General features: G+C 62.4%; 17 protein-coding genes and 2 riboswitches. Of the genes, 6 read left to right on the top strand and 11 right to left on the bottom strand.

Features of this window, described 5'->3' with window-relative positions; genetic code table 11:
* Positions 1 to 88 precede the first annotated feature (88 nt).
* From ACWNZ1_RS03630 to cobW, 8 genes are all read right to left on the bottom strand, one after another.
* Positions 89 to 412, bottom strand: coding sequence for a YdcA family protein (locus ACWNZ1_RS03630; RefSeq protein ID WP_456027445.1), 324 nt, complete (start codon positions 410 to 412; stop codon positions 89 to 91).
* A 126-nt stretch (positions 413 to 538) separates the two neighbouring features.
* A complete protein-coding gene (locus ACWNZ1_RS03625; protein ID WP_135844720.1) occupies positions 539 to 823 on the bottom strand; it encodes a type II toxin-antitoxin system RelE family toxin in 285 nt (94 codons plus the stop codon).
* Positions 813 to 1,061, bottom strand: coding sequence for a type II toxin-antitoxin system Phd/YefM family antitoxin (locus ACWNZ1_RS03620; RefSeq protein ID WP_135844719.1), 249 nt, complete (start codon positions 1,059 to 1,061; stop codon positions 813 to 815). Before ACWNZ1_RS03620 ends, ACWNZ1_RS03625 begins: the two co-directional genes overlap by 11 nt.
* 66 nt (positions 1,062 to 1,127) lie before the next feature.
* Positions 1,128 to 2,774 carry a phospholipase D-like domain-containing protein gene (locus ACWNZ1_RS03615; protein ID WP_256452549.1) on the bottom strand — a complete coding sequence of 549 codons (1,647 nt, stop codon included), beginning with the start codon at positions 2,772 to 2,774 and terminating at the stop codon, positions 1,128 to 1,130.
* 205 nt (positions 2,775 to 2,979) lie between these two features.
* Complete coding sequence (locus ACWNZ1_RS03610; RefSeq protein WP_256454388.1) at positions 2,980 to 3,534, bottom strand: vWA domain-containing protein; 555 nt, start codon at positions 3,532 to 3,534, stop codon at positions 2,980 to 2,982.
* 101 nt (positions 3,535 to 3,635) lie between these two features.
* Positions 3,636 to 4,637 (bottom strand): ATP-binding protein, encoded by a 1,002-nt coding sequence (locus ACWNZ1_RS03605; protein ID WP_456027354.1) that lies wholly within the window; start codon positions 4,635 to 4,637, stop codon positions 3,636 to 3,638.
* A gap of 174 nt (positions 4,638 to 4,811) precedes the next feature.
* Positions 4,812 to 8,573, bottom strand: a complete 3,762-nt coding sequence (gene cobN, locus ACWNZ1_RS03600; RefSeq protein ID WP_256452548.1) for a cobaltochelatase subunit CobN — start codon at positions 8,571 to 8,573, stop codon at positions 4,812 to 4,814.
* 3 nt (positions 8,574 to 8,576) lie between these two features.
* Entirely contained in the window at positions 8,577 to 9,641 is a 1,065-nt protein-coding gene (gene cobW / locus ACWNZ1_RS03595; RefSeq protein WP_135844715.1) for a cobalamin biosynthesis protein CobW, read from the bottom strand.
* Positions 9,642 to 9,738: 97 nt separating this feature from the next.
* Positions 9,739 to 9,953, bottom strand: a riboswitch (cobalamin riboswitch).
* A gap of 217 nt (positions 9,954 to 10,170) precedes the next feature.
* Positions 10,171 to 10,393: riboswitch (cobalamin riboswitch) on the top strand.
* 101 nt (positions 10,394 to 10,494) lie between these two features.
* On the opposite strand from cobW, the gene ACWNZ1_RS03590 reads away from it, so the two are divergent.
* From ACWNZ1_RS03590 to cobM, 4 genes are all read left to right on the top strand, one after another.
* The gene (locus tag ACWNZ1_RS03590; RefSeq protein WP_025214547.1) at positions 10,495 to 10,683 is read left to right on the top strand and encodes a CbtB domain-containing protein; all 189 of its coding nucleotides are present in this window, start codon (positions 10,495 to 10,497) and stop codon (positions 10,681 to 10,683) included.
* A gap of 11 nt (positions 10,684 to 10,694) precedes the next feature.
* Positions 10,695 to 11,390, top strand: a complete 696-nt coding sequence (locus ACWNZ1_RS03585) for a CbtA family protein (protein WP_135844714.1) — start codon at positions 10,695 to 10,697, stop codon at positions 11,388 to 11,390.
* Positions 11,387 to 11,791, top strand: a complete 405-nt coding sequence (locus tag ACWNZ1_RS03580) for a cobalamin biosynthesis protein (RefSeq protein ID WP_135844713.1) — start codon at positions 11,387 to 11,389, stop codon at positions 11,789 to 11,791. Before ACWNZ1_RS03585 ends, ACWNZ1_RS03580 begins: the two co-directional genes overlap by 4 nt.
* Before the next feature lie 77 nt (positions 11,792 to 11,868).
* A complete protein-coding gene (gene cobM / locus ACWNZ1_RS03575; RefSeq protein WP_265072892.1) occupies positions 11,869 to 12,615 on the top strand; it encodes a precorrin-4 C(11)-methyltransferase in 747 nt (248 codons plus the stop codon).
* A 201-nt stretch (positions 12,616 to 12,816) separates the two neighbouring features.
* Here the strand turns inward: cobM and nfuA are convergent, their stop codons facing one another.
* Complete coding sequence (gene nfuA / locus ACWNZ1_RS03570) at positions 12,817 to 13,401, bottom strand: Fe-S biogenesis protein NfuA (protein ID WP_135844710.1); 585 nt, start codon at positions 13,399 to 13,401, stop codon at positions 12,817 to 12,819.
* Between the two features lie 115 nt (positions 13,402 to 13,516).
* Entirely contained in the window at positions 13,517 to 15,808 is a 2,292-nt protein-coding gene (locus ACWNZ1_RS03565; protein WP_456027353.1) for a fatty acid cis/trans isomerase, read from the bottom strand.
* Between the two features lie 156 nt (positions 15,809 to 15,964).
* Between ACWNZ1_RS03565 and metH the strand changes: the two genes are divergently transcribed.
* The gene (metH, locus tag ACWNZ1_RS03560) at positions 15,965 to 19,675 is read left to right on the top strand and encodes a methionine synthase (RefSeq protein ID WP_256452545.1); all 3,711 of its coding nucleotides are present in this window, start codon (positions 15,965 to 15,967) and stop codon (positions 19,673 to 19,675) included.
* 54 nt (positions 19,676 to 19,729) lie between these two features.
* Positions 19,730 to 19,948 (top strand): DUF2970 domain-containing protein, encoded by a 219-nt coding sequence (locus ACWNZ1_RS03555; RefSeq protein ID WP_135844707.1) that lies wholly within the window; start codon positions 19,730 to 19,732, stop codon positions 19,946 to 19,948.
* A 54-nt stretch (positions 19,949 to 20,002) separates the two neighbouring features.
* Here ACWNZ1_RS03555 and ACWNZ1_RS03550 read toward each other — a convergent pair whose 3' ends face one another.
* Positions 20,003 to 21,142 carry an ABC transporter substrate-binding protein gene (locus ACWNZ1_RS03550; protein WP_135844706.1) on the bottom strand — a complete coding sequence of 380 codons (1,140 nt, stop codon included), beginning with the start codon at positions 21,140 to 21,142 and terminating at the stop codon, positions 20,003 to 20,005.
* Positions 21,143 to 21,630 lie beyond the last annotated feature (488 nt).

Below are 21,630 nucleotides of genomic sequence, written 5' to 3'. Positions count from 1 at the left end.
GTCAACCAAGAAGTTGAATGTAACGCCGCCTTCGCGAGCAAGCCCGCTCCCACATTATGTTCGGTGGTGTTATTGAAAGGTATGCGGCCTACTTGCGCTTGTAACTCTTACTACCGCCAGGCGTGAGGCAATACACCCCGCCCCGGGGCCCGACGCAATAATTGCCACTGCCGCATTGGCAACCGTCGGAGGATTTGAGCAACGACTGCGGTCGAGCCTCATTGCGCAGCCCCAGCACCGCAGAACAGGACCTCTTCGAAGCGCTGATGGAGCCGTCGTTACACAGGAAGGTATCGCCATCACACCCGGCAATCCCGCCCTTGCGTCCGGAACACGGTTGATTGGCGGCAACGGCCGAAGTACCCATGGCCAACAACAGGATTGCGACACTGGTGCGCAGTAAACCGGACATTCCGTGGCAGAGACTCATGACAGCTTCCTGGCTGATAGGTAGCCCTATGCTATCACCGGATAACTGCTGCACCTAACGTCCGCAAGCCGCTCTCGGCTTAAATTCCTGTATCGGAAAACAGACGACTTACCGCTTGGCAGCCGCCTCGTCATAAACCTGGCCACGCTCACGCTTACCAACGCCAATCACCGTAACGACCAGCAGATCGTCTACCACGCGGTAGACCAGTCGGTACCCTGCATTACGCAACTTAATCTTATAGGCATTGCCCAGTCCGTGTAGACGGTCCGCCTGGACATGTGGGTTCTCAAGCCGCTCCTCCAGCTTTTTCTTGAACTGTGCCCTTAAAGTTGCACCCAGCTTTTGCCACTCCTTCCATGCTTTGTCGGAAAATTCCAACTCATAAGTCATCGAGAGAAACCTTGATCGTTGAATCATTCTCTCGCTCGCGACAAAGAGCAACCAACTCCATGTCCTCAAGCCGGTCCATCATGGCTTCGTATTCCTTGGCAGGAACACAATAGAAAGCCGGCTCGTTCCGGTTGAGGATCGCTACAGATAATCCTCCACCAGCAGCAACGGTGCCCATTGGATTTTTCTTGAGTTCGGAAATGCTGGCTACCACTTGAGAAAGCACGATATGTGTCATGAGATAAGTCCTTAAGCACTCTTAATGGAGCTAAAAGTAGCACTCTAAAACATCTCTTGCCACCGCTCAGCGCCCGCAAAACCTCACCCTGGACAGCATCCGCAAATCCCCCTCGCGGTAATAGTCATCGCTCCAACTGTCGTCCACCGCCAGGGGTTTGACCTGCTTGAGCGCGAGTTTTTTCGCGAAATAGCGGAAGCGATAGTGTTCATAGAAACGCAACAGTTCCAGGCCGTAGCGGTCGGCCAGGTCGGTGTTGTCCTGGATGATCAGGTAGTTCTCGTCGTTGCCACTGCTGGCCGCGGCACTCAGGTTGTGGCTACCGCTGATGATCGTCGGCGTGTCGCTGGTGAAGTCGGTGACGATGGCTTTGGTGTGCACCAGCAGGTTGCCCTTCTGGCCTTTCATGTTTTCCCTGAGCCAGCCTTCCAGGCCGGTGTTGAGCAGTGCGGTGGCGGCGAATTCGGCGGTGCGGTCGGCATGGAAGCCGGTGATGCGGCTGGTGGTGTTTTGCAGGCCATAGCGCAGCACTTCATCATTGGGTTGACCGAGCAAGGCATCGAGAATTCGGTCAGGCAAGACGAATGCCGTGACGAATAGCAGGTCCTTTCGCGCGCCATTGATGATCTCGACGAAGCGGTCCAGGTCGCCTCCTCCCGTACGCGGCGAAAACCCGGCGAACAATGGCTCGTCCGGAGCCATTGGGTTGTTCCGGGTCAGCCACTGACGAGTGGCATCGACGTCCTGGGGTTCGGCCCAGATCTGTTCAAACACCTGGCGGTAACTGTCGCTGACCCGTGGATCATCCAGCACGTGGACAACGTTGGCCTGGCGGTAGACGCCGTTGGCGGTGAAGTTGGTGCTGCCGCACAGCACCGCTTCGGGTTGTAGCGCACCGCCGCCACCGACCTTGCTCAGCACGATGAACTTGTCATGAAAAATGTTGTGAGTGACCCGCCCACGCTTGTTGGCCGCTGGCAGTTTTTCGAGGTTGGCTTCGTTGCGTTGCGTGGTGTCATCGCCTGGTTCGGCGTGGTAAAGCACTCGGACCCGTGCCCCGCGAGCATGAGCGGCGTTGACCGCGTCGACGATCACCGGCAGTTCGTATTCGTAGATGGCGACATCCAAGGCCCAGTTGGCATCCAGGGCCCGGTCGATGAAACCGGTCAAACGTCCCAATAAGCCATTTTCCAGCCAGCGGCGCGGGGCGTCGGGCCAGTCATCGATGGAAAGTTTTTTGTTGGCACTGATCAACGCGTCCACTTCGGGAAACTTGCGCTGGAACGCCTGGCTGGCGGCCACGGCACGATTGAAGATCACCCGTTGATTGGCCGGCTGCCCGTCGTCGCTGGTGATCGTGATTTCCAGGGCCTCCCCCAACTGCGGCGCATCGGGGCTGCCGTAGGCCAGGTGCACGCGGTAGTGCATTGTCACGCCAGGGTTGACGGCGTAGTCGGCCCAGCGAAATTTTTGCAACGGTGCCTTGTCGCTAGGCGTGGCGTGGAACTGGGGGAATGTGTGGGCCTTGTCGGGGAAGGTCAGGCTGTTGAACAGGAACAGCCAGGGTTTGTCACCCTGCTGCTTCTCGATGGCAAAACCCAGCAAGCCCTTGCGCCGGGATTCGGCCAGGTCCATGGCGAGCAGCACGCCGTTGGTGCCGGCATAGGCCTTGACCCGAAAATCGTCCTGGGGGTTGGTGGCGAGTACGCGCATGGTTCACTCCTGTGAGGGACTGCCTGAGCATAGAGCAGTGATCCGGGTTAAGGGGACAAGTCCGGGACCGATGGGATGCCTTCGCGAGCAAGCCCGCTCCCACATTTGATCGTTGTGAACAGATAATGCTTGAACACCGCAGAACCCGTGTGGGAGCGGGCTTGCTCGCGAAGGCGTCCGACCAGGCACCTCACACTCAAGCCCATCACACCTCATCAATATGCCGATACTCAGCCCCCAACAGCCCCGCCAACTGCCGGGCCCGGCCCAGGCGAATCGGGCCGCGCTCGATGTCGATCAACAGGCACGGGCAATCCATGGAGGGCAGTGCCAGCCCTTCTTTCACTCGTCCATCGGTCATCAGCAACACCCGCTGCTGCTCCGCTGGGAAACGCTTGCGCCGGGCCGACAGCCAGCGTCCGGCCTCGCTCAGCGCCGCCAGCAACGGCGTACCACCACCGGCGCCCAGCCCATCGAGCCAGTCCCGCAGGCCGGCCGAGGCCTTGAGCCCCTGCACCTGCCAGTTCGGCACCGTGCCGCTGGCCGTCAGCAGTGCCACCCGAGCGCGTTGTCGGTAGGCGTCATCGAACAATTGCGCCAGCAGGCCTTTGCCATCGCAGAGGGCTCGATGCCGACGGGTCGAGGCCGAGGCATCGACGATGACCAGCCACAGCTCATGGGACGAGCGGTGGCGACCGTGAAAACGCAGGTCTTCATGCAGGCGCGGACGGCCATTGAGTAACGTGCCCGGCCAGTTCACCACACCGCTGACCGCCGCTTTGCTCCGGCCCTGACGGCCTTGGTCGAGTCGTCCGGCACGGGGTCTGGCATTCGCCCCCGCCGGTGAACGGGGGCGAATGCCTAGGGCTTTTTTGGCCAGCTCGGCACTTCACGCCGGGCCCCCGTGGGCAATGCCTGGGCCGGCAAATCACCCCACTGGCCCTGGCCTTCGTTGGGCTGAGCCGTTGCATTTGCAGGTGTTTGCGGCGCCTGGGACGGTGTCGGTGCCGAATGCCCACGTCGACGGTGACGCAAGGCAAACTCGGCGACTGCATCGATGTCTTCAGCGGCGATAGCCTGCGCCCCACGCCAGGCGGCATGGGCCCGGGCTGCCCTTAGCCAGACCAGATCGGCGCGCAAGCCATCGACCCCGGCGGCAAAACAGCGTTCGGTAATCTGCGCCAGTGCCGCATCATCCAGGGCAATCGCGGCCAAGCGGTTGCGCGCCTCCTGGCAACGTTCGCGCAGTTGCTGCTGGGCCATCTCCCACTCTGCGCAGAACCGCACCGGGTCATTGTCGAAATCCAACCGGCGTCGAATGATCTGCCCGCGCTCGGCGGGGGCGGTGTGACCGTCGAGGGCCACGTTCAGGCCGAAACGGTCAAGCAACTGCGGACGCAGTTCGCCTTCTTCCGGGTTCATGGTGCCGATCAACACAAAACGCGCCGGGTGCCGGTGGGAAATGCCGTCGCGCTCGATCAGGTTGGTGCCGCTGGCGGCCACATCGAGCAGCAGGTCCACCAGATGATCGGGCAGCAGGTTCACTTCATCGACGTACAACACGCCGCCGTCGGACTTGGCCAGCACGCCCGGGGAGAACTGCGCACGCCCTTCTCCCAAAGCTGCGTCCAGATCGAGAGTCCCCACCAGCCGCTCTTCGGTGGCACCGAGGGGCAAGGTGACGAACTGACCACTGGCCAGCAGATCCGCCAGGCCCCGGGCCAACGTGGACTTGGCCATGCCCCGCGGACCTTCGATCAGCACGCCGCCGATTTTCGGATCGATGGCGGCCAGGCACAGGGCGAGTTTCAAGTCATCGGCGCCGACCACGGCGGAGAGCGGGAAATGGGGGGTGTCGGTCATGTTGAATGTCTCATGAAATGTGCGAGGTTCCCTGTGGCGAGGGAGCTTGCTCCCGCTGGGGCGCGAAGCGGCCCCCAGAATCTGAGGTCCCAGTGTTGTTTCAGAATGACGACTGCTGCGCAGCCGAGCGGGAGCAAGCTCTCTCGCCACAACTGCGCGTCTGTCATCCTCATGTCAGCTGTCTTCTTCTATGTCCAACAACAAATTCTCCAGGGCCTGGCGATACTCGCCCGGCTCCTGCCACATTCCGCGCTGCTGCGCTTCGAGCATGCGCTCGGTCATGTCCCGCAGGGCGTCGGGGTTGTGCTGGCGGACGAAATCCCGGGTGTCCGGGTCGAGCAGGTACGCATCAGCCAGCAAAGCGTATTGGTGATCGTCGATCAACCGGGTGGTGGCGTCGAACGCGAACAGGTTGTCCACCGTCGCCGCCAGTTCGAACGCGCCTTTATAGCCGTGACGCTTGACCCCGTCGATCCACTTCGGATTCGCCGCGCGGGAACGGATGACGCGGTTGAGCTCTTCTTTCAAGGTGCGGATCTTCGGCAGATCCGGCTGGCTGTGATCGCCATGGTAACTGGCCGCTGCCGCACCGCTGAGGGTCTCTACCGCCGCCAGCATACCGCCCTGAAACTGGTAGTAATCGTTGGAATCGAGCAGGTCGTGCTCGCGGTTGTCCTGGTTCTGCAACACCGCTTGCACCTGGCTCAAGCGCCGGGAGAACTGATCGCGGGCGGCACTGCCTTCATCGCTGGCGCCGTAAGCGTAGCCGCCCCAGTTCAGGTACACCTCGGCCAAATCCTCGCGGCTCTGCCACAAGCGACCGTCAATCGCGCCCTGCACGCCGGCGCCATAGGCACCGGGTTTGGCGCCGAAGATCCGCCAGCCGGCCTGTCGGGCCGCAACCTCCGGCTCAAGGCCCGACGCCAGCAAGGCTTCGCGCTCGCTAAGCACCTTGGCCGCCAAGGGGTTCATGTCGTCCGGCTCATCAAGGGCAGCAACCGCCTGCACCGCCGCATCGAACAGGCGGATCAGGTTGGCGAAGGCGTCACGGAAGAACCCGGAGACCCGCAGCGTGACATCGACCCGAGGCCGGTCCAGCAGGCTCAAGGGCAGAATCTCGAAATCATCGACCCGCTGGCTGCCCGTGGCCCACACCGGGCGCACACCCATCAGCGCCATGGCCTGGGCGATGTCGTCGCCACCGGTGCGCATGGTCGCGGTGCCCCACACCGACAGGCCGAGCTGACGCAGGTGATCGCCGTGGTCCTGCAAATGCCGTTCAAGAATCAGGTTCGCCGACTGGAAACCGATGCGCCACGCCGTGGTGGTCGGCAGGTTGCGCACATCCACCGAGAAGAAATTGCGCCCGGTGGGCAACACATCCAGGCGTCCTCGACTCGGCGCGCCGCTGGGGCCGGCCGGCACGAAGCGCCCGCTCAAGGCATCGAGCAAGCCGCGCATTTCCGCCGGGCCGCAGGCGTCCAGGCGCGGGGCCACGACGCCGCGCAGGCTCGCGATGATGCTGCTCACCACCTCCCAGCCCGGTGCGTCGAGTTGCGGCACTTCACCGTTTAGCGCTTGCTCGATCAACTGCGCAGCAAACAACTCCAGGCGCTCGCGGGTATCGCCAGCGGTTCGCCAAGGTTCGGCGCTGGTCCGGCGCAACGCCTCGGGACAGTCGCCAGTCCAAGGCTCGGCCAAGGCACAATCCAGCGGATCGAAACCCAGCCCGAACGCCTTGGCCAGCGCCCGCAGCAGGCTCGACTGCGCGCCCTTGCCATCGCCACGGGGAATGCGCAGCAACGCCAGCAAGGTGTCGATACGCAGCCGTCCGCTGGGCGACTCGCCAAAAATGTGCAGGCCATCGCGAATCTGCGACTCCTTCAAATCACACAGATAGGTGTCCAGCCGCGGCAGCCAAGTTGCAGCGTCAGCGTCGTCGTCCAGTTGCAACTCGCGGTCGATGTGCGTCTCGCGCACCAGGTTGAGAATGTCCCGTTGCAGTTCCCGGGCGCGGCGCGGGTCGAGCAACTGCGCCTCGTAATATTCGTCGGCCAACAACTCGAGGTTACGCAGCGGTCCGTAGGTTTCGGCCCGGGTCAGCGGTGGCATCAAGTGGTCGATGATCACCGCCTGGGTCCGACGCTTGGCCTGGGCGCCCTCCCCAGGGTCGTTGACGATGAACGGATAGATATTCGGCAGCGGCCCCAGCAGCGCATCGGGCCAGCAATTCTCCGAGAGCCCGACGCCCTTGCCCGGCAGCCATTCGAGGTTGCCGTGCTTGCCGACGTGGATCACCCCGTGGACGCCGTAGGTGTGGCGCAACCAGAAATAAAACGCCAGGTAGCCGTGGGGCGGCACCAGGTCCGGGTCGTGGTAGACCGCACTCGGATCGACTTGATAACCACGGGCCGGCTGGATACCGACGAAGGTCAGGCCCAGGCGCAGACCGGCGATCATCAGGCGTCCTTCGCGGAACATTGGGTCTTTCTCGGGCGAGCCCCAACGCTGCAGCACTGCCTGGCGATTGGCCTCGGGCAATGCGTCGAACATGGCCTGGTAAGCGTCGAGGGCCAAGCTCTGGTGACACGGGCGCAAGTCGAGGCTGTCCAGGTCGTTGCTGACCCCGCCGAGCAACTGCTGGATCAGCGCGGTGCCGCTAGCTGGCAGATCGGTCGGCAGTGGATAACCCTCGGCCTGCATGGCCCGCAGGATATTCAGCGCCGCCGCCGGGGTGTCCAGGCCGACCCCGTTGCCGATTCGCCCGTCCCGGGTCGGGTAGTTGGCGAGGATCAGCGCCACGCGCTTTTCGGCGTTGGGCAGGCGCGCCAGGGTGGTCCAGCGCCGGGCCAGTTCGGCGACAAAATCCATGCGTTCGGGCACGGCCCGGTAACAGACCACATCGCTCTGGCTGCGCTCGCTGCGCCAGGCCAGGTCCTTGAAACTGATGGGCCGGCTGATGATCCGCCCGTCCAGTTCCGGCAAGGCAATGTGCATCGCCAGGTCCCGCGGGCCCAGGCCCTGCTCGCTGGCGCGCCAGCCGGGTTCGTTGTCCTGGGCGCAGATCGCCTGGATCACCGGGATGTTGCGACGAAACGGTCGCAGATGCGGCGCTTCGGGGCTGGATTGGGCGAAACCGGTGGTATTGAGGATCACCCCGGCTTCGACCTCATCCAACCAATCTTCCACCCATGCCAGGCAACCGGGCTCCTTGAGGCTGGCCACGGCAATCGGCAGTGGATTGAGCCCCGCCACTTGCAGGCGCTGGCAGAACACGTCGATGAACGCGGTGTTCGCCGCTTGCAGGTGGGAGCGATAGAACAGCACCGCCGCCACCGGTCGATCGGCCTGCCAGTCGGCTTGCCAATCGCCGAGGCTGGCGCTGGTTTTTCGAGGGTGGTAGATCGCCGTGCGCGGCAGAGTTTGCGGCTCACGCCAGGGATAATCGCGGCCGAACCATTGGCTGCCCAAGTTGTGAAACAAGTCCAGGGCATTGCCCAGCCCGCCCTGGCGCAAGAACTGCCAGAGCCGGTCGCGGTCCTCTAAAGGCACGTTGCTCAAGTCGCTGAGCTCCGGGTCCGGACGATCGTCCCCCGGCACCAGGATCAGCTTCACCCCGCGCCCGGCCAGCTCCATCAGGCGCTCGATGCCGTAGCGCCAATAGCCAATGCCACCGTGCAGCGACAACAGGATGACCTTGGCGTGCCGCAGCACGTCGTCGAAGTACAGATCCACCGAAGCGTGGTTCTGCACCTGCATCGGGTTGGCCAGGCGAAATTCCGGATAGTCGTCTGGCAACTGCTTTGCGGCTTCGGCCAGCAGCGCCAGGCTGGAGTCGCCGCTGCACAGGATCACCAGTTCGGCGGGGGTTTGTCCCAGGTCGGCAATGTTGTCATCCGACACAAAGCCGCCGGGCTGGGTCCTGAGCAGGTGCATGGCTTAGGCGCTGAGGGCAGCGCGCAACTGCGCTTCAAGCAGCCCGGCATCGAGCGCCTGGCCGATCAGCACCAGACGGGTAACCCGCGCTTCATCGGCGCCCCACTGGCGGTCGAAATGCTTGTCGAAACGCGTGCCAACACCCTGGATCAGCAGGCGCATCGGCTTGTTCGGGATCGCCGCGAAACCCTTGACCCGCAGCACGCCGTGCTGGACCACCAATTGCGTCAGCGCGTCCAGCAGCAGGCTCTCGTCGGCCTGGGGCAACTCGATGGAAATCGAATCGAAAGCGTCGTGATCGTGGTCGTCTTCATCACCGTCATGGTGATGATCGTGATGACTGTGGCGGCCGTCGATGTGTTCTTCGGAGCCAGCGCCCAGGCCGATCAACACCTCCAGTGGCAGGCGACCGCTGCTGGCTTCGATGACCTTGACCGCCGGCGGCAACTCTTCGGCCACTTCCAGGCGCACTTTCGCCAGGTCTTCCGGGCTGATCAGGTCGGCTTTGTTGAGGATCACCAGGTCGGCGCTGGCCAGTTGATCGGCGAACAGCTCGTGCAGCGGTGATTCGTGGTCCAGGTTCGGGTCGAGTTTGCGCTGGGCATCGACCTGGTCAGGGAAGGCAGCGAAGGTGCCGGCGGCCACGGCTGGGCTGTCGACCACGGTAATCACCGCATCGACAGTGCATGCGCTGCGGATTTCCGGCCATTGGAAGGCCTGGACCAGCGGCTTGGGCAAGGCCAGGCCGGAGGTTTCGATGAGGATGTGGTCGAGGTCGCCACGTCGGGCCACCAGCTCGCGCATCACCGGGAAGAACTCTTCCTGCACCGTGCAGCACAGGCAACCGTTGGCCAGTTCGTAGACGCGGCCGTTGGCTTCTTCTTCGGTGCAACCGATGGAGCACTGCTTGAGGATCTCGCCGTCGATGCCCAGCTCGCCGAACTCGTTGACGATCACCGCGATGCGGCGGCCCTGGGCGTTGTCGAGCATGTGCCGCAGCAAGGTGGTTTTACCCGAGCCGAGGAAACCGGTGACGATGGTGACGGGAAGTTTGGCCAGTGTTTTCATCCGATGCCCCTTGGCAAAGTGGCGGGCAAACGGGACGACAACCGCAGGCAAGGCATGCGCGGAAGATTTCGCCACCGGATCACCCCGCCCGGTTGTAGTGAGAATCTGTCTCGAGGCAGGTCTCCTGGCTGACGGTGGGCCAGTCATTCGACTGGCAATGACTGCGCCTTCCCGTGCGCCTAGTGAAAAAGGGCATGCACAGTGGCCTTGCAGAAACAGCACCGTTCACAGTTGCGGGGGCAGCCGCGGCTTGGACCGCGTTCCCTTCTTAGCTTCGACACGTGCCGAAGAACCTCGAAGGCGCAAGGCTACGCAGGGTGTGGGGGCGGGTCAATGTCCGCAGGTAAGTTCTGTGGTGGCCTTGCCACCGTCATCGCGAGCAAGCTCGCTCCCACGTTGGTTGCTGGCGTACATAGAAATAACGATCACCACAAGTTCCCTGTGGGAGCGAGCTTGCTCGCGATTGGGCGCGACCCGGTGCCAGCCTGAAACCCCATGCCAATTGACGCCCCGCCCTCGCCCATGCTCTCCTGTGCGCCTAGTTACGGGTGCCCTTCACAGGGTGAAACGGGAAACCGGTGAATCGTGTGCTTTACTTCAAGGCCACGTCAGTCCGGTGCTGCCCCCGCAACGGTAAGCGAGCGAAGCGTCTGAACCACTGTGTCTGTCGACATGGGAAGGTGACGCTTGCAGGCCAGGCACAAGCCCGGCCCCTCGCAAGCCCGGAGACCGGCCCATGACTCAAGCATCAACAAACCCGCGGTGGGCGGGCGCTGTTCGAACCTTGGCGGGCTTGCGCCCGGGGTTTCATTGCGCTCGAATCACCCACTGAACAAGAACAGAGGGAAGCGCCATGTCGACCATCAGCAGCACCGCCCGCACCGCCAGCAGCACCACCACCTTGAGCCAACGCCTGAGCGCTGCGATCTTCGCCTCGATCCTGGGCGCCGGCCTGGTCTATTTCGCCGGTTTCTCCCACATCGAAGCCGTACACAACGCGGCCCACGACACCCGCCACAGCGCCGCCTTCCCGTGCCATTGAGACCTGACGACATGATCAAGCGTATCGCGCAGACCGCCGGTTTCAGCGGCTTGCTGGCCGCCCTGCTGCTGACCCTCCTGCAAAGTTTCTGGGTGTCGCCGCTGATTCTGCAAGCCGAAACCTATGAGAAAGCCCCGGCCGCCGAGGTTCATGAGCACGCCAATGGAGCCGCTCACACCCATGATGCCGAGGCCTGGGAACCGGAAGATGGCTGGCAGCGCGTGCTGTCTACCACCGGCGGTAACCTGGTGGTGGCGGTGGGTTTCGCCCTGATGCTGGCGGGCCTGTACACCTTGCGCGCACCGACTCGCACCTCCCAGGGCCTGCTTTGGGGCCTGGCCGGTTATGCCACTTTCGTCCTGGCGCCGACCCTCGGCCTGCCACCGGAACTGCCCGGCACCGCAGCAGCCGACCTGGCCCAGCGGCAGATGTGGTGGATTGGCACCGCAGCGTCCACGGCGGTGGGCATCGCCCTGATCGCCTTCGGCAGACATTGGCTGCTCAAGCTGCTGGGCGTGGCGACGTTGCTGGTGCCTCATGTCATCGGCGCACCGCAGCCGGAAGTTCACTCGATGCTGGCGCCCGAAGCGCTGGAAAGCCAATTCAAGATCGCCTCGCAAGTGACCAACGTCGCGTTCTGGCTGGCCCTCGGCCTGATCAGCGCCTGGCTGTTTCGCCGTGACGGTCAAGCCCAGCACGACGCATGAACAGCGGGCCGATCCTGGTGGTCGGCCTCGGCTGCCAGCGCGGCTGCCTGGCCAGCACGTTACGGGCATTGCTCGATCAGGCGTTGCTGGCCCACGGCATTGCGCTTGATCAGGTGCGGGCCCTGGCCAGTATCGACCTCAAGCGTGACGAACCGGGCCTGCTGGAACTGGCCGAACAACTGGCGCTGCCGCTGACTTGCTTCAGCGCCGAGCAGTTGGCCGATTATCGGGAGCGGCTCAGTCACCGCTCCGAGATCGCTTTCGAACGCACGGGTTGCTACGGCGTCGCCGAAAGTGCCGCCCTGGCCCTGGCCGACAAGCTGGGCACGACGCCTGCAACGCTGCTGATTCCTCGCCTGAGCGGTCCCATGAGCACCTTGGCATTGGCGCTCGCCTTGTAAATCCCGATAATCCGCACTCAGGATCATGAGCGATCTTCATCTGGGCGACGCTCACCCATCTTTCACAGGAGCCGGTCATGACCGTTTACTTCATCGGCGCCGGCCCCGGCGACCCGGAACTCATCACCGTCAAAGGCCAGCGGCTGATCCGCAGTTGCGCGGTGATCATCTACGCCGGCTCCCTGGTGCCGACGGCCGTGCTTGAGGGCCATCACGCCGAACAGGTGATCAACAGCGCCGAGCTGCACCTGGAACAAATCATCGAGCTGATCAAAACCGCACACCACAAAGGCCAGGACGTGGCCCGGGTACACTCCGGCGACCCAAGCCTGTACGGCGCCATCGGCGAGCAGATTCGTTGCCTGCGGGAATTGGAGATCCCGTTCGAGATCATTCCGGGCGTGACCGCAACCTCAGCCTGCGCCGCCCTGCTGGGTGCGGAACTAACCTTGCCGGACGTGTCCCAAAGCGTGATTCTCACCCGTTACGCAGACAAAACCGCGATACCTGCGGGTGAGGAACTGAGCAGCCTGGCACAGCACGGGGCGACCATGGCGATTCACCTGGGGGTCAATCATCTGGAGAAAATCATCAGCGAACTGCTGCCCCATTACGGCGCGGATTGCCCGATCGCCGTGATTCACCGGGCCACCTGGCCGGATCAGGATTGGGTCGTGGGCACCCTGGCCGATATCGCCGCCAAGGTACAGGCCAAGGGCTTTCGCCGAACGGCGCTGATTCTGGTGGGGCGTGTGCTGGGTAATGATGTGTTCAGCGAATCGTCGCTGTATCGCGCCGGGCATGCGCATCTCTACAGGCCCTGACTCAATCAGCGAGAGCCAACCGGGATCCCCTGTGGGAGCGAGCTTGCTCGCGATAGCGGTGGATCAGCCAGCGGTGATGTTGAATGTGCCGACGCCTTCGCGAGCAAGCTCGCTCCCACAGGGATTGGCGGCGGTCGGATCTGCGCCCATAAAAAAACGGTGCTCACGGGCACCGTTTCTTATATCCGCAGCGAACACCTATCAGTAGTAGGCGTTTTCTTTCTGCGTGTGGTCGGTCACGTCGCGCACGCCCTTGAGCTCCGGAATGCGTTCGAGCAAGGTGCGCTCGATGCCTTCCCTAAGGGTCACGTCAGCCTGGCCGCAGCCCTGGCAGCCGCCGCCGAACTGGAGCACGGCGATGCCGTCTTCCACTACGTCGATCAGCGAAACCTGGCCGCCGTGGCTGGCCAGCCCCGGGTTGATTTCGGTTTGCAGGTAGTAATTGATGCGCTCGTTGACCGGGCTGTCGGCGTTGACCATCGGTACCTTGGCGTTCGGCGCCTTGATAGTCAGTTGGCCGCCCATGCGGTCGGTGGCGTAGTCGACCACCGCATCGTCCAGGAACGCTTCGCTGAACGAGTCGATGTAGGCGGTGAAGCTCTTGAGCCCCAGCGCGGTGTCTTCGGGTTTTTCTTCCCCCGGCTTGCAGTAGGCAATGCACGTCTCAGCGTACTGGGTGCCGGGCTGGGTGATGAAGACGCGGATCCCGATACCCGGGGTGTTCTGCTTGGACAGCAGATCAGCCAGGTAATCGTGGGCGGCGTCGGTAATCGTAATAGCGGTCATGGGAACTCCTCGCAGGCTTGCCGGCAGTTTACGCCAATCATCGCGCCGGACAAAGTCCCAGTATTTTTGTCGGGAAAGCAACCGGCGGTGGGCTCCTCACCGCCGGGCATGTCGATCAGAGGTTCTGGTAGCGATTCATGTCCAGCACACCGGCCTCCAGGGGCTCCGTCTCGCGGATGTACTGGCTCAAGTCGTGGAAGTATTCCCAGAACTGCGGGTGGCTGCGACGAATCCCCCAGCGCTCGACGATCCGCTCGAAAGCCTGGGCATCCGAGGCACGCTCCATTGCATCGACAAACGCTGGCACTTGCTCGACCGGGATGTTGAAGATGAAGTTAGGGTAGCTACTGAGCAAGCCCGGGTACACCGTCAACGTATCGAGCCCCGGCTGGCAGCGCAGTTCCTCCCCCAACAGAAACGCCACGTTACTGTGGGCCCGGTTGCGCAGCAGGCTGTAGACCTCACGCTGACCGCTGGCGGTTTCGATTCGCAGCATGGTCGCTTCGGGCAACTGATTGATCACGCTGAGCCCCGCCGCCGGGCGCGACACCAGCCGACTGAGAGCCTGTTCGGCGTTCTGCAAGGTCGGGTCGATATTGGGCCGTGAACAGTAAGCCCCTTCACAGCGGTTGATTGGATCGGGGCGCGCGTTCAGTTCGCCATAACGGGCCAGCAATTGCTGGGCGAAATCGCGCTTGGGGTCGTGTTCGTCCAGCTTGAGCGCGGTCGGCTTGTCATCGTCGATGGCCTCGTAATCGAGCCACATCTTGAATTTGCCACCGGCCTGATACCAATCGTCGAGATAACCTTCCCGGGAGTCAGCCGGCATCAGGCGCAGGAAATTCTGCTCCGCGCCATTGCGTATCAAGTCGAAGTACAGCCGGGTCTGGGCCTGATGGGAGACGTTGCCGAACACGTCGAAATTCACCGCCAACTGGTAATAGGTGCGCTCCAGCAACGGAAAGTCGAACAACCACATCGTCTGCGGCACTTCGCCGATCAAGCCCTTGGTGACCGAAGCACTGTCGAAGTTGCGAAAAATACTCAGCAACGCATTGTCGTTGCCGGCCCACAGCGTCGACCAGCTCGGCGCGGGTACCTCGGCGTAATTGTCGCGGCGCAAGGCTTCGTATTCGTTACGTTTGTCCCGGTAGTCGAGCCAGAGACTGAGGACACTGCCCACATCGTCGTTCTGCCCCGGCATCGCCAGCAACGGCGTGGCCTGGCCGCGGTAGTTCGGGTCAGTGATGTACAGGTCATGTTCGGGGGCCTGGAACAGCGCCCAGAAATTATCGCGGATCACGTCGGTGGCGATCTGGCCCCGGCACACCGGGCCGCGGATGAACGTGCGCACGAAGTACTCGGCGTTATCAAGCATGAACTGATAGCGGGCCTGGGCCGGGATCGCTTCGAAGGTGGAAAACGGGTTGGCCCGGCGTTCCGGGCCATAGCCCGGCAATGCCGTGACCTGCCATTTGCCGCTGTAGAACAGACTCTTGATCCGCGCCATTTTCGCCGCGCTCAAGCCATAGGTGATGTGGGTCTTGTGCACGATCACCCCTTGCACCGGCCAGAGCCGGTAATACACCCGGGTGCCAGGGTCGTCGTTCGGGCGACGGGTGTTGATCAGGTCGATGGGCTGACCGGTGGGCGTGCGCGAACGCACCCACTGGAAGAAATGCCCCGGCTCGCCATCCTTGAAATAGATGTGTGCCAGAAACCAGTGCTCAAACAACCAGCGGCCCACCAGGCTTTCCCGGGCACCTGGGGCATTAAGCAGATTCTCCCACTGCACCACCTGCAAGGCTTCGGCGGCACTCGGCGCCAGGGCCTGCTGATCGATGGGTGCGCCAGCCGCCAGCCAGCGCTGCAACGTCTGGTATTGCTGGTCGGTCAGGCCGGTAACGGCCAGGGGCATACCTTCCTTGGGGTGCGCGGCGGCGTATTCGTCGAATTGCCCGGGCATCGCGCAACTGTTCTCACGGTTCAGGCCCAGCACGATTTCCTCCGGCAGCTTGGCGTTAGGCTGCAACGGCGTGCGATGCCCCAGTTCCAGCATCCGTGCCATTAGCGCGGCCTGGCTGCCCTGGGCGTCGAGCACCGAATAGAAACCCTTGCGCTGCCAGGCCTGCGGGCCAGAGGCGTCATAGAACAAACGGGTCGGGTCGGCGGCCTGGCGGCGCTCGCCGTCGTATACCGATAGCTTGGTCGCGCCGCGGGCCGCGCCTTCGCCACTGCCCAGGTTCAACTGGCAGGCGGAGTCGTAGCACGCATGGCAAGCCACGCACTTTTGCGTGAAGATCGGCTGGATGTCACGGGTGTAGGAAAGCGCTGGAGCGGAATCCTTTGCCACTGCGGTAAAAGACAACAGCAGCAACAGACTGCCGAAGAAAACGCGATACGGCATGTCTCGGGTCCCTAAGAGATAATCCGGCGATTCTACCGGGCCAGCATCGCCTTGCAAACATGAGCGATATTCATGCAAAAGCCCACCATGATCAAATCCTGCACAGGTTTGCTATCATCCCGGCCTTCGTAATGGTCTTTTTTTCCAGGTAGTCCTATGTCCGATCGCAGCGCTCGCCTTTATCTTCTCCAGCAAGCCCTCAAGGAGCGCATCCTGATCCTCGACGGCGGCATGGGCACGATGATCCAGAGCTACAAGCTGGAGGAGCAGGACTACCGCGGCAAGCGTTTCGCCGACTGGCCGAGTGACGTCAAGGGCAACAACGACTTGCTGGTGCTGAGCCGCCCTGACGTAATCGGCGCCATCGAAAAAGCCTACCTGGATGCCGGTGCCGACATCCTGGAAACCAACACCTTCAACGCCACCCAGGTGTCCCAGGCCGACTACGGCATGCAAGCGCTGGCCTATGAGTTGAATCTGGAAGGCGCGCGCCTGGCCCGTAAAGTGGCCGACGCCAAGACCCTGGAAACCCCGGACAAGCCGCGCTTCGTCGCCGGCGTGCTCGGCCCGACCAGCCGCACCTGCTCGCTATCGCCGGACGTCAACAACCCCGGTTACCGCAACGTGACCTTCGACGAACTGGTGGAGAACTACACCGAGGCCACCAAGGGCCTGATCGAAGGCGGTGCCGACCTGATCCTGATCGAAACCATTTTCGATACGCTCAACGCCAAGGCGGCGATTTTCGCCGTACAAGGGGTTTACGAAGAGCTGGGCGTCGAACTGCCGATCATGATCTCCGGCACCATCACCGATGCATCCGGCCGTACCCTGTCCGGCCAGACCACCGAAGCCTTCTGGAACTCCGTGGCCCACGCCAAGCCGATCTCCGTGGGCTTGAACTGCGCCCTCGGTGCCAGCGAGCTGCGCCCATACCTGGAAGAGTTGTCGAACAAGGCCAGCACCCACGTATCAGCGCACCCGAACGCCGGCCTGCCCAACGAATTCGGTGAATACGACGAGTTGCCGGTCGAGACCGCCAAGGTCATCGAAGAATTCGCCCAAAGCGGTTTCCTGAACATCGTCGGCGGCTGCTGCGGCACCACCCCGGCGCATATCGAAGCCATCGCCAAGGCCGTGGCCGGTTACGCACCGCGGCAGATTCCGGATATCCCTCGGGCCTGCCGCCTGTCGGGCCTGGAACCGTTCACCATCGATCGCAGCTCCCTGTTCGTCAACGTCGGCGAGCGGACCAACATCACCGGTTCCGCCAAGTTCGCCCGGCTGATCCGCGAGGACAACTACACCGAAGCCCTGGAAGTGGCCCTGCAACAGGTCGAGGCCGGCGCCCAGGTGATCGACATCAACATGGACGAGGGCATGCTCGATTCGAAGAAGGCCATGGTGACCTTCCTCAATCTGATCGCCGGCGAACCGGACATCTCCCGCGTGCCGATCATGATCGACTCCTCGAAATGGGAAGTGATCGAAGCCGGCCTCAAGTGCATCCAGGGCAAGGGCATCGTCAACTCCATCAGCATGAAGGAAGGCGTCGAGCAGTTCATCCACCACGCCAAACTGTGCAAGCGCTACGGCGCCGCCGTGGTGGTGATGGCCTTCGACGAAGCCGGCCAGGCCGACACCGAGGCGCGCAAGAAGGAAATCTGCAAGCGCTCCTACGACATCCTGGTCAACGAAGTCGGCTTCCCACCGGAAGACATCATCTTCGACCCGAACATCTTCGCCGTCGCCACCGGTATCGAAGAGCACAACAACTATGCCGTGGACTTCATCAACGCCTGCGCCTACATCCGCGACGAACTGCCCTACGCGCTGACCTCCGGTGGCGTGTCCAACGTGTCCTTCTCGTTCCGCGGCAACAACCCGGTGCGCGAGGCGATTCACTCGGTGTTCCTGCTCTATGCGATTCGCGCGGGCCTGACCATGGGCATCGTCAACGCCGGCCAGCTGGAGATCTACGACCAGATCCCGGCGGAGCTGCGCGATGCCGTGGAGGACGTAATACTCAACCGCACCCCCGAGGGCACCGACGCCCTCCTCGCCATCGCCGACAAGTACAAAGGCGATGGCAGCGTCAAGGAAGCGGAAACCGAGGAGTGGCGCGGCTGGGAAGTGAACAAGCGCCTGGAACATGCACTGGTCAAGGGCATCACCACCCACATCGTTGAAGACACCGAAGAGTCGCGACAGTCCTTCAGCCGTCCGATCGAAGTCATCGAAGGCCCGCTGATGGCCGGCATGAACATCGTCGGCGACCTGTTCGGCGCCGGCAAAATGTTCCTGCCCCAGGTGGTGAAATCCGCCCGGGTGATGAAGCAGGCCGTGGCCCACTTGATTCCGTTCATTGAGGCGGAAAAAGGCGACAAGCCGGAGGCCAAGGGCAAGATCCTCATGGCTACGGTCAAGGGCGACGTCCATGACATTGGCAAGAACATCGTCGGCGTGGTGCTCGGTTGCAACGGCTATGACATTGTCGACCTGGGCGTGATGGTGCCGGCGGAGAAGATCCTGCAGGTGGCCAAGGAGCAGAAGTGCGACATCATTGGCCTGTCCGGCCTGATCACCCCGTCCCTGGATGAGATGGTGCATGTGGCGCGCGAGATGCAGCGCCAGGATTTCCATCTGCCATTGATGATCGGCGGCGCAACGACGTCCAAGGCCCACACGGCGGTGAAGATCGAACCCAAGTACAGCAACGACGCGGTGATCTACGTTACCGACGCCTCCCGCGCCGTGGGCGTGGCGACGCAGTTGTTGTCCAAGGAACTCAAGCCGGCGTTCGTCGAGAAGACCCGCCTGGAATACGTGGACGTGCGCGAGCGCACCGCCAACCGCAGTGCCCGCACCGAGCGCCTGAGCTACCCCGCCGCCGTGGCCAAGAAGCCGCAGTTCGACTGGAGCAGCTACCAGCCAGTCAAGCCGACCTTCACCGGTGCCAAGGTGTTGGACAACATCGACCTCAACGTCCTGGCCGAATACATCGACTGGACCCCGTTCTTCATTTCCTGGGACCTGGCCGGCAAGTTCCCGCGCATCCTCACCGACGAAGTGGTCGGCGAAGCCGCGACCGCGCTCTACGCCGATGCCCGGGCGATGTTGCGCAAGCTGATCGACGAGAAACTCATCAGCGCTCGCGCCGTGTTTGGCTTCTGGCCGGCCAACCAGGTGCATGACGACGACCTGGAAGTCTACGGCGACGACGGCAAGCCGCTGGCGCGCCTGCATCACCTGCGCCAGCAGATCATCAAGACCGACGGCAAGCCGAACTTCTCCCTGGCCGACTTCGTTGCCCCCAAAGACAGCGGCGTGACCGACTACGTCGGCGGTTTCATCACCACCGCCGGCATCGGCGCCGAAGAAGTTGCCAAGGCCTACCAGGACGCTGGCGACGATTACAACTCGATCATGGTCAAGGCTCTGGCCGATCGTCTGGCCGAGGCCTGCGCCGAATGGCTGCACCAGCAGGTGCGCAAGGAACATTGGGGCTACGCCCAGGACGAGAGCCTGGACAACGACGCCCTGATCAAGGAGCAATACACCGGCATCCGCCCTGCTCCCGGCTACCCGGCCTGCCCGGATCACACCGAGAAAGCCACCCTGTTCCGCCTGCTCGACCCCGAGGCCAGCGAACTGAAGGCCGGACGCAGCGGCGTGTTCCTCACCGAACACTACGCCATGTTCCCGGCGGCAGCGGTCAGCGGCTGGTACTTCGCCCACCCCCAGGCGCAGTATTTCGCCGTGGGCAAGATCGACAAGGACCAGGTCCAGAGCTACACCGCCCGCAAGGGCCAGGACCTGAGCGTGACCGAGCGCTGGCTGTCGCCGAACCTGGGTTACGACAGCTAAGTTCGCAGAGATTGGCTATGCTCTCCACACACGACCTTGTGTATGGAGAGCATCATGGACGAACCAACTGAAAACAAGGCGCCAACCCTCTGGCAAATGCTGCACAGCGTGGGGGCGGCGGCCTTTGGCGTGCAAAGCGGGAAAAACCGCGCCCGGGACTTTACCCATGGAAAGCCGAGTCACTTCGTGATCCTCGGCATCCTGTTTACGGTGATTTTCGGGTTGACGTTGTATGGGATCGTTAATTTGGTGTTGTACTTTGCGGGTGTGTGAACACTCAGTATCCACAGATCATTATGGACAGCTTGCCTGCAATCCGGACTGAGGCTAGCGACGCCCCAGACCATCGAGCGAGAAGGCATAGCGCTCGCCATCCGGGTGGGACACCAGGCTGAAGCGCTTGAAGTCCAGGCGATAGTCCTTGGCGGGATTCATCTTCAACCAGGCACGGGCCCGGGCCTGGTCGAGGGACTGCATCAGGTCGAGCTGCTGGTCGTAGCCGCCATGGCGCGCGAGGTCGACGCCCAGAGCGTGATCATGCAGCATGACCATGGCCCAGCCCCCCAGGCTGAAATGCCCGGTGAACAGAACGCTCAAGCGCCCATCGATACGTGCTTGAAGCGCCGGCCTGGAGCTGTTCATCGCACTGAACAACACATCCTTTCCCGGCTGGCGCCCCGCCTCCTCGAACGCTTGCATGGCGCCCAGGGCCATTTCATCGTTGGCGGACCAGACCAGCGCGGTCTGCGGATAGCGTTTGACCAACTGGCTCGCCTGCTCATAAGCCCGTTCACGGTTCCACTCGCCATAGACCAACTGGCGCAGACGCACCTGCGGGTGCTCGGCCAGCGCCCGGAGCAGCCCTTTCTCGCGCAGTTGCGCCGAAGGGGTGAGTTTTTTCCCGGAAAATGCCAGCAAGTCGAGGGTCTGCCCAGGCGCCAGCGGCCCGTGTTGGCGCAACAGCTCCTTGAGCATCAGGTAGCCGCTGCGTTCATCGTTGGGCACCAGGCTACCGAGCAGCTCGGAAGGCGGGGCACCATTCTCAGTCAGCAGGCGGCTTTGATCGCTGGTCAACGTGTTGTTCACCAGGAACAGCTTGACCCCACTGCCTTGGGCCAATTGCAGGATTCGCGGGGCGACATACTGCTCATTGACCAACACCAGATAGTCCGGACGGTCAGTCGCCGTAACCGCCTCGCGCGCCATGCGGATCATGGCCAGAGGATCGCGCTCGGCATATTCCACGCGCAGCCGCAGGCCCAGCCCGCTTGCCGCCGCTTGCATGAATTCGGTATAGCTGACCCAGAAAGGCTCCGTGGAATACCCCGGATTGAGGAACACTACCGAAGGAGCAGTCGATCTCGCCAGCGAAGCCTCGGTCGAGGAGGAAACCGTATTGGCGGCTTGGACCTGCGCCCAGAATGACAGGCATAACCACGCCAGTAGCCTGCAAATAAACTTCGACATCCCGCCCGCCCCGAATAATACGCCACCTAGTATAACGACCCAGGTGGCGAACGGGCACATGAACTCAAGACCTTCATGCGGCCTGCAACGGCTCGAGCTTATTGATGACTGACCCAGAACACTGCGGTGCCCACCACCAGGATAATCAGGAACAAAATGGCCCAGGCATCAACAGAACTGTCGCTTTTCCTTGCTTTGGTCGGATTGCTCATTGCATCGCCTCTTGTCGGTTTTATAGGTGATTGCATCGGGACTCGACCACAGTTAAGACGATGATTGCCCGCACGACAAATGTGGATTAGGCAATAATCAATCTCATTAGTCGATTTGGTTCTTTACATATACTCAAACATCACTTTTGCGCATAACCCAAAACAGGTATCTTGCACCGGCTCCTCTAGGAGTGCGCGGCCGTGCGCGCAGAATTGCCGAGGCAGAACCCGATTTCAGCGAGCCAACACGCAGCTGTTTCTGAGTCGGCCCAAGCC

Source organism: Pseudomonas sp. CFBP 5748 (assembly GCF_053850495.1).
The sequence above is the reverse complement of the archived record's forward strand: the minus strand, read 5'-3'. Positions and strand labels throughout refer to the sequence as shown.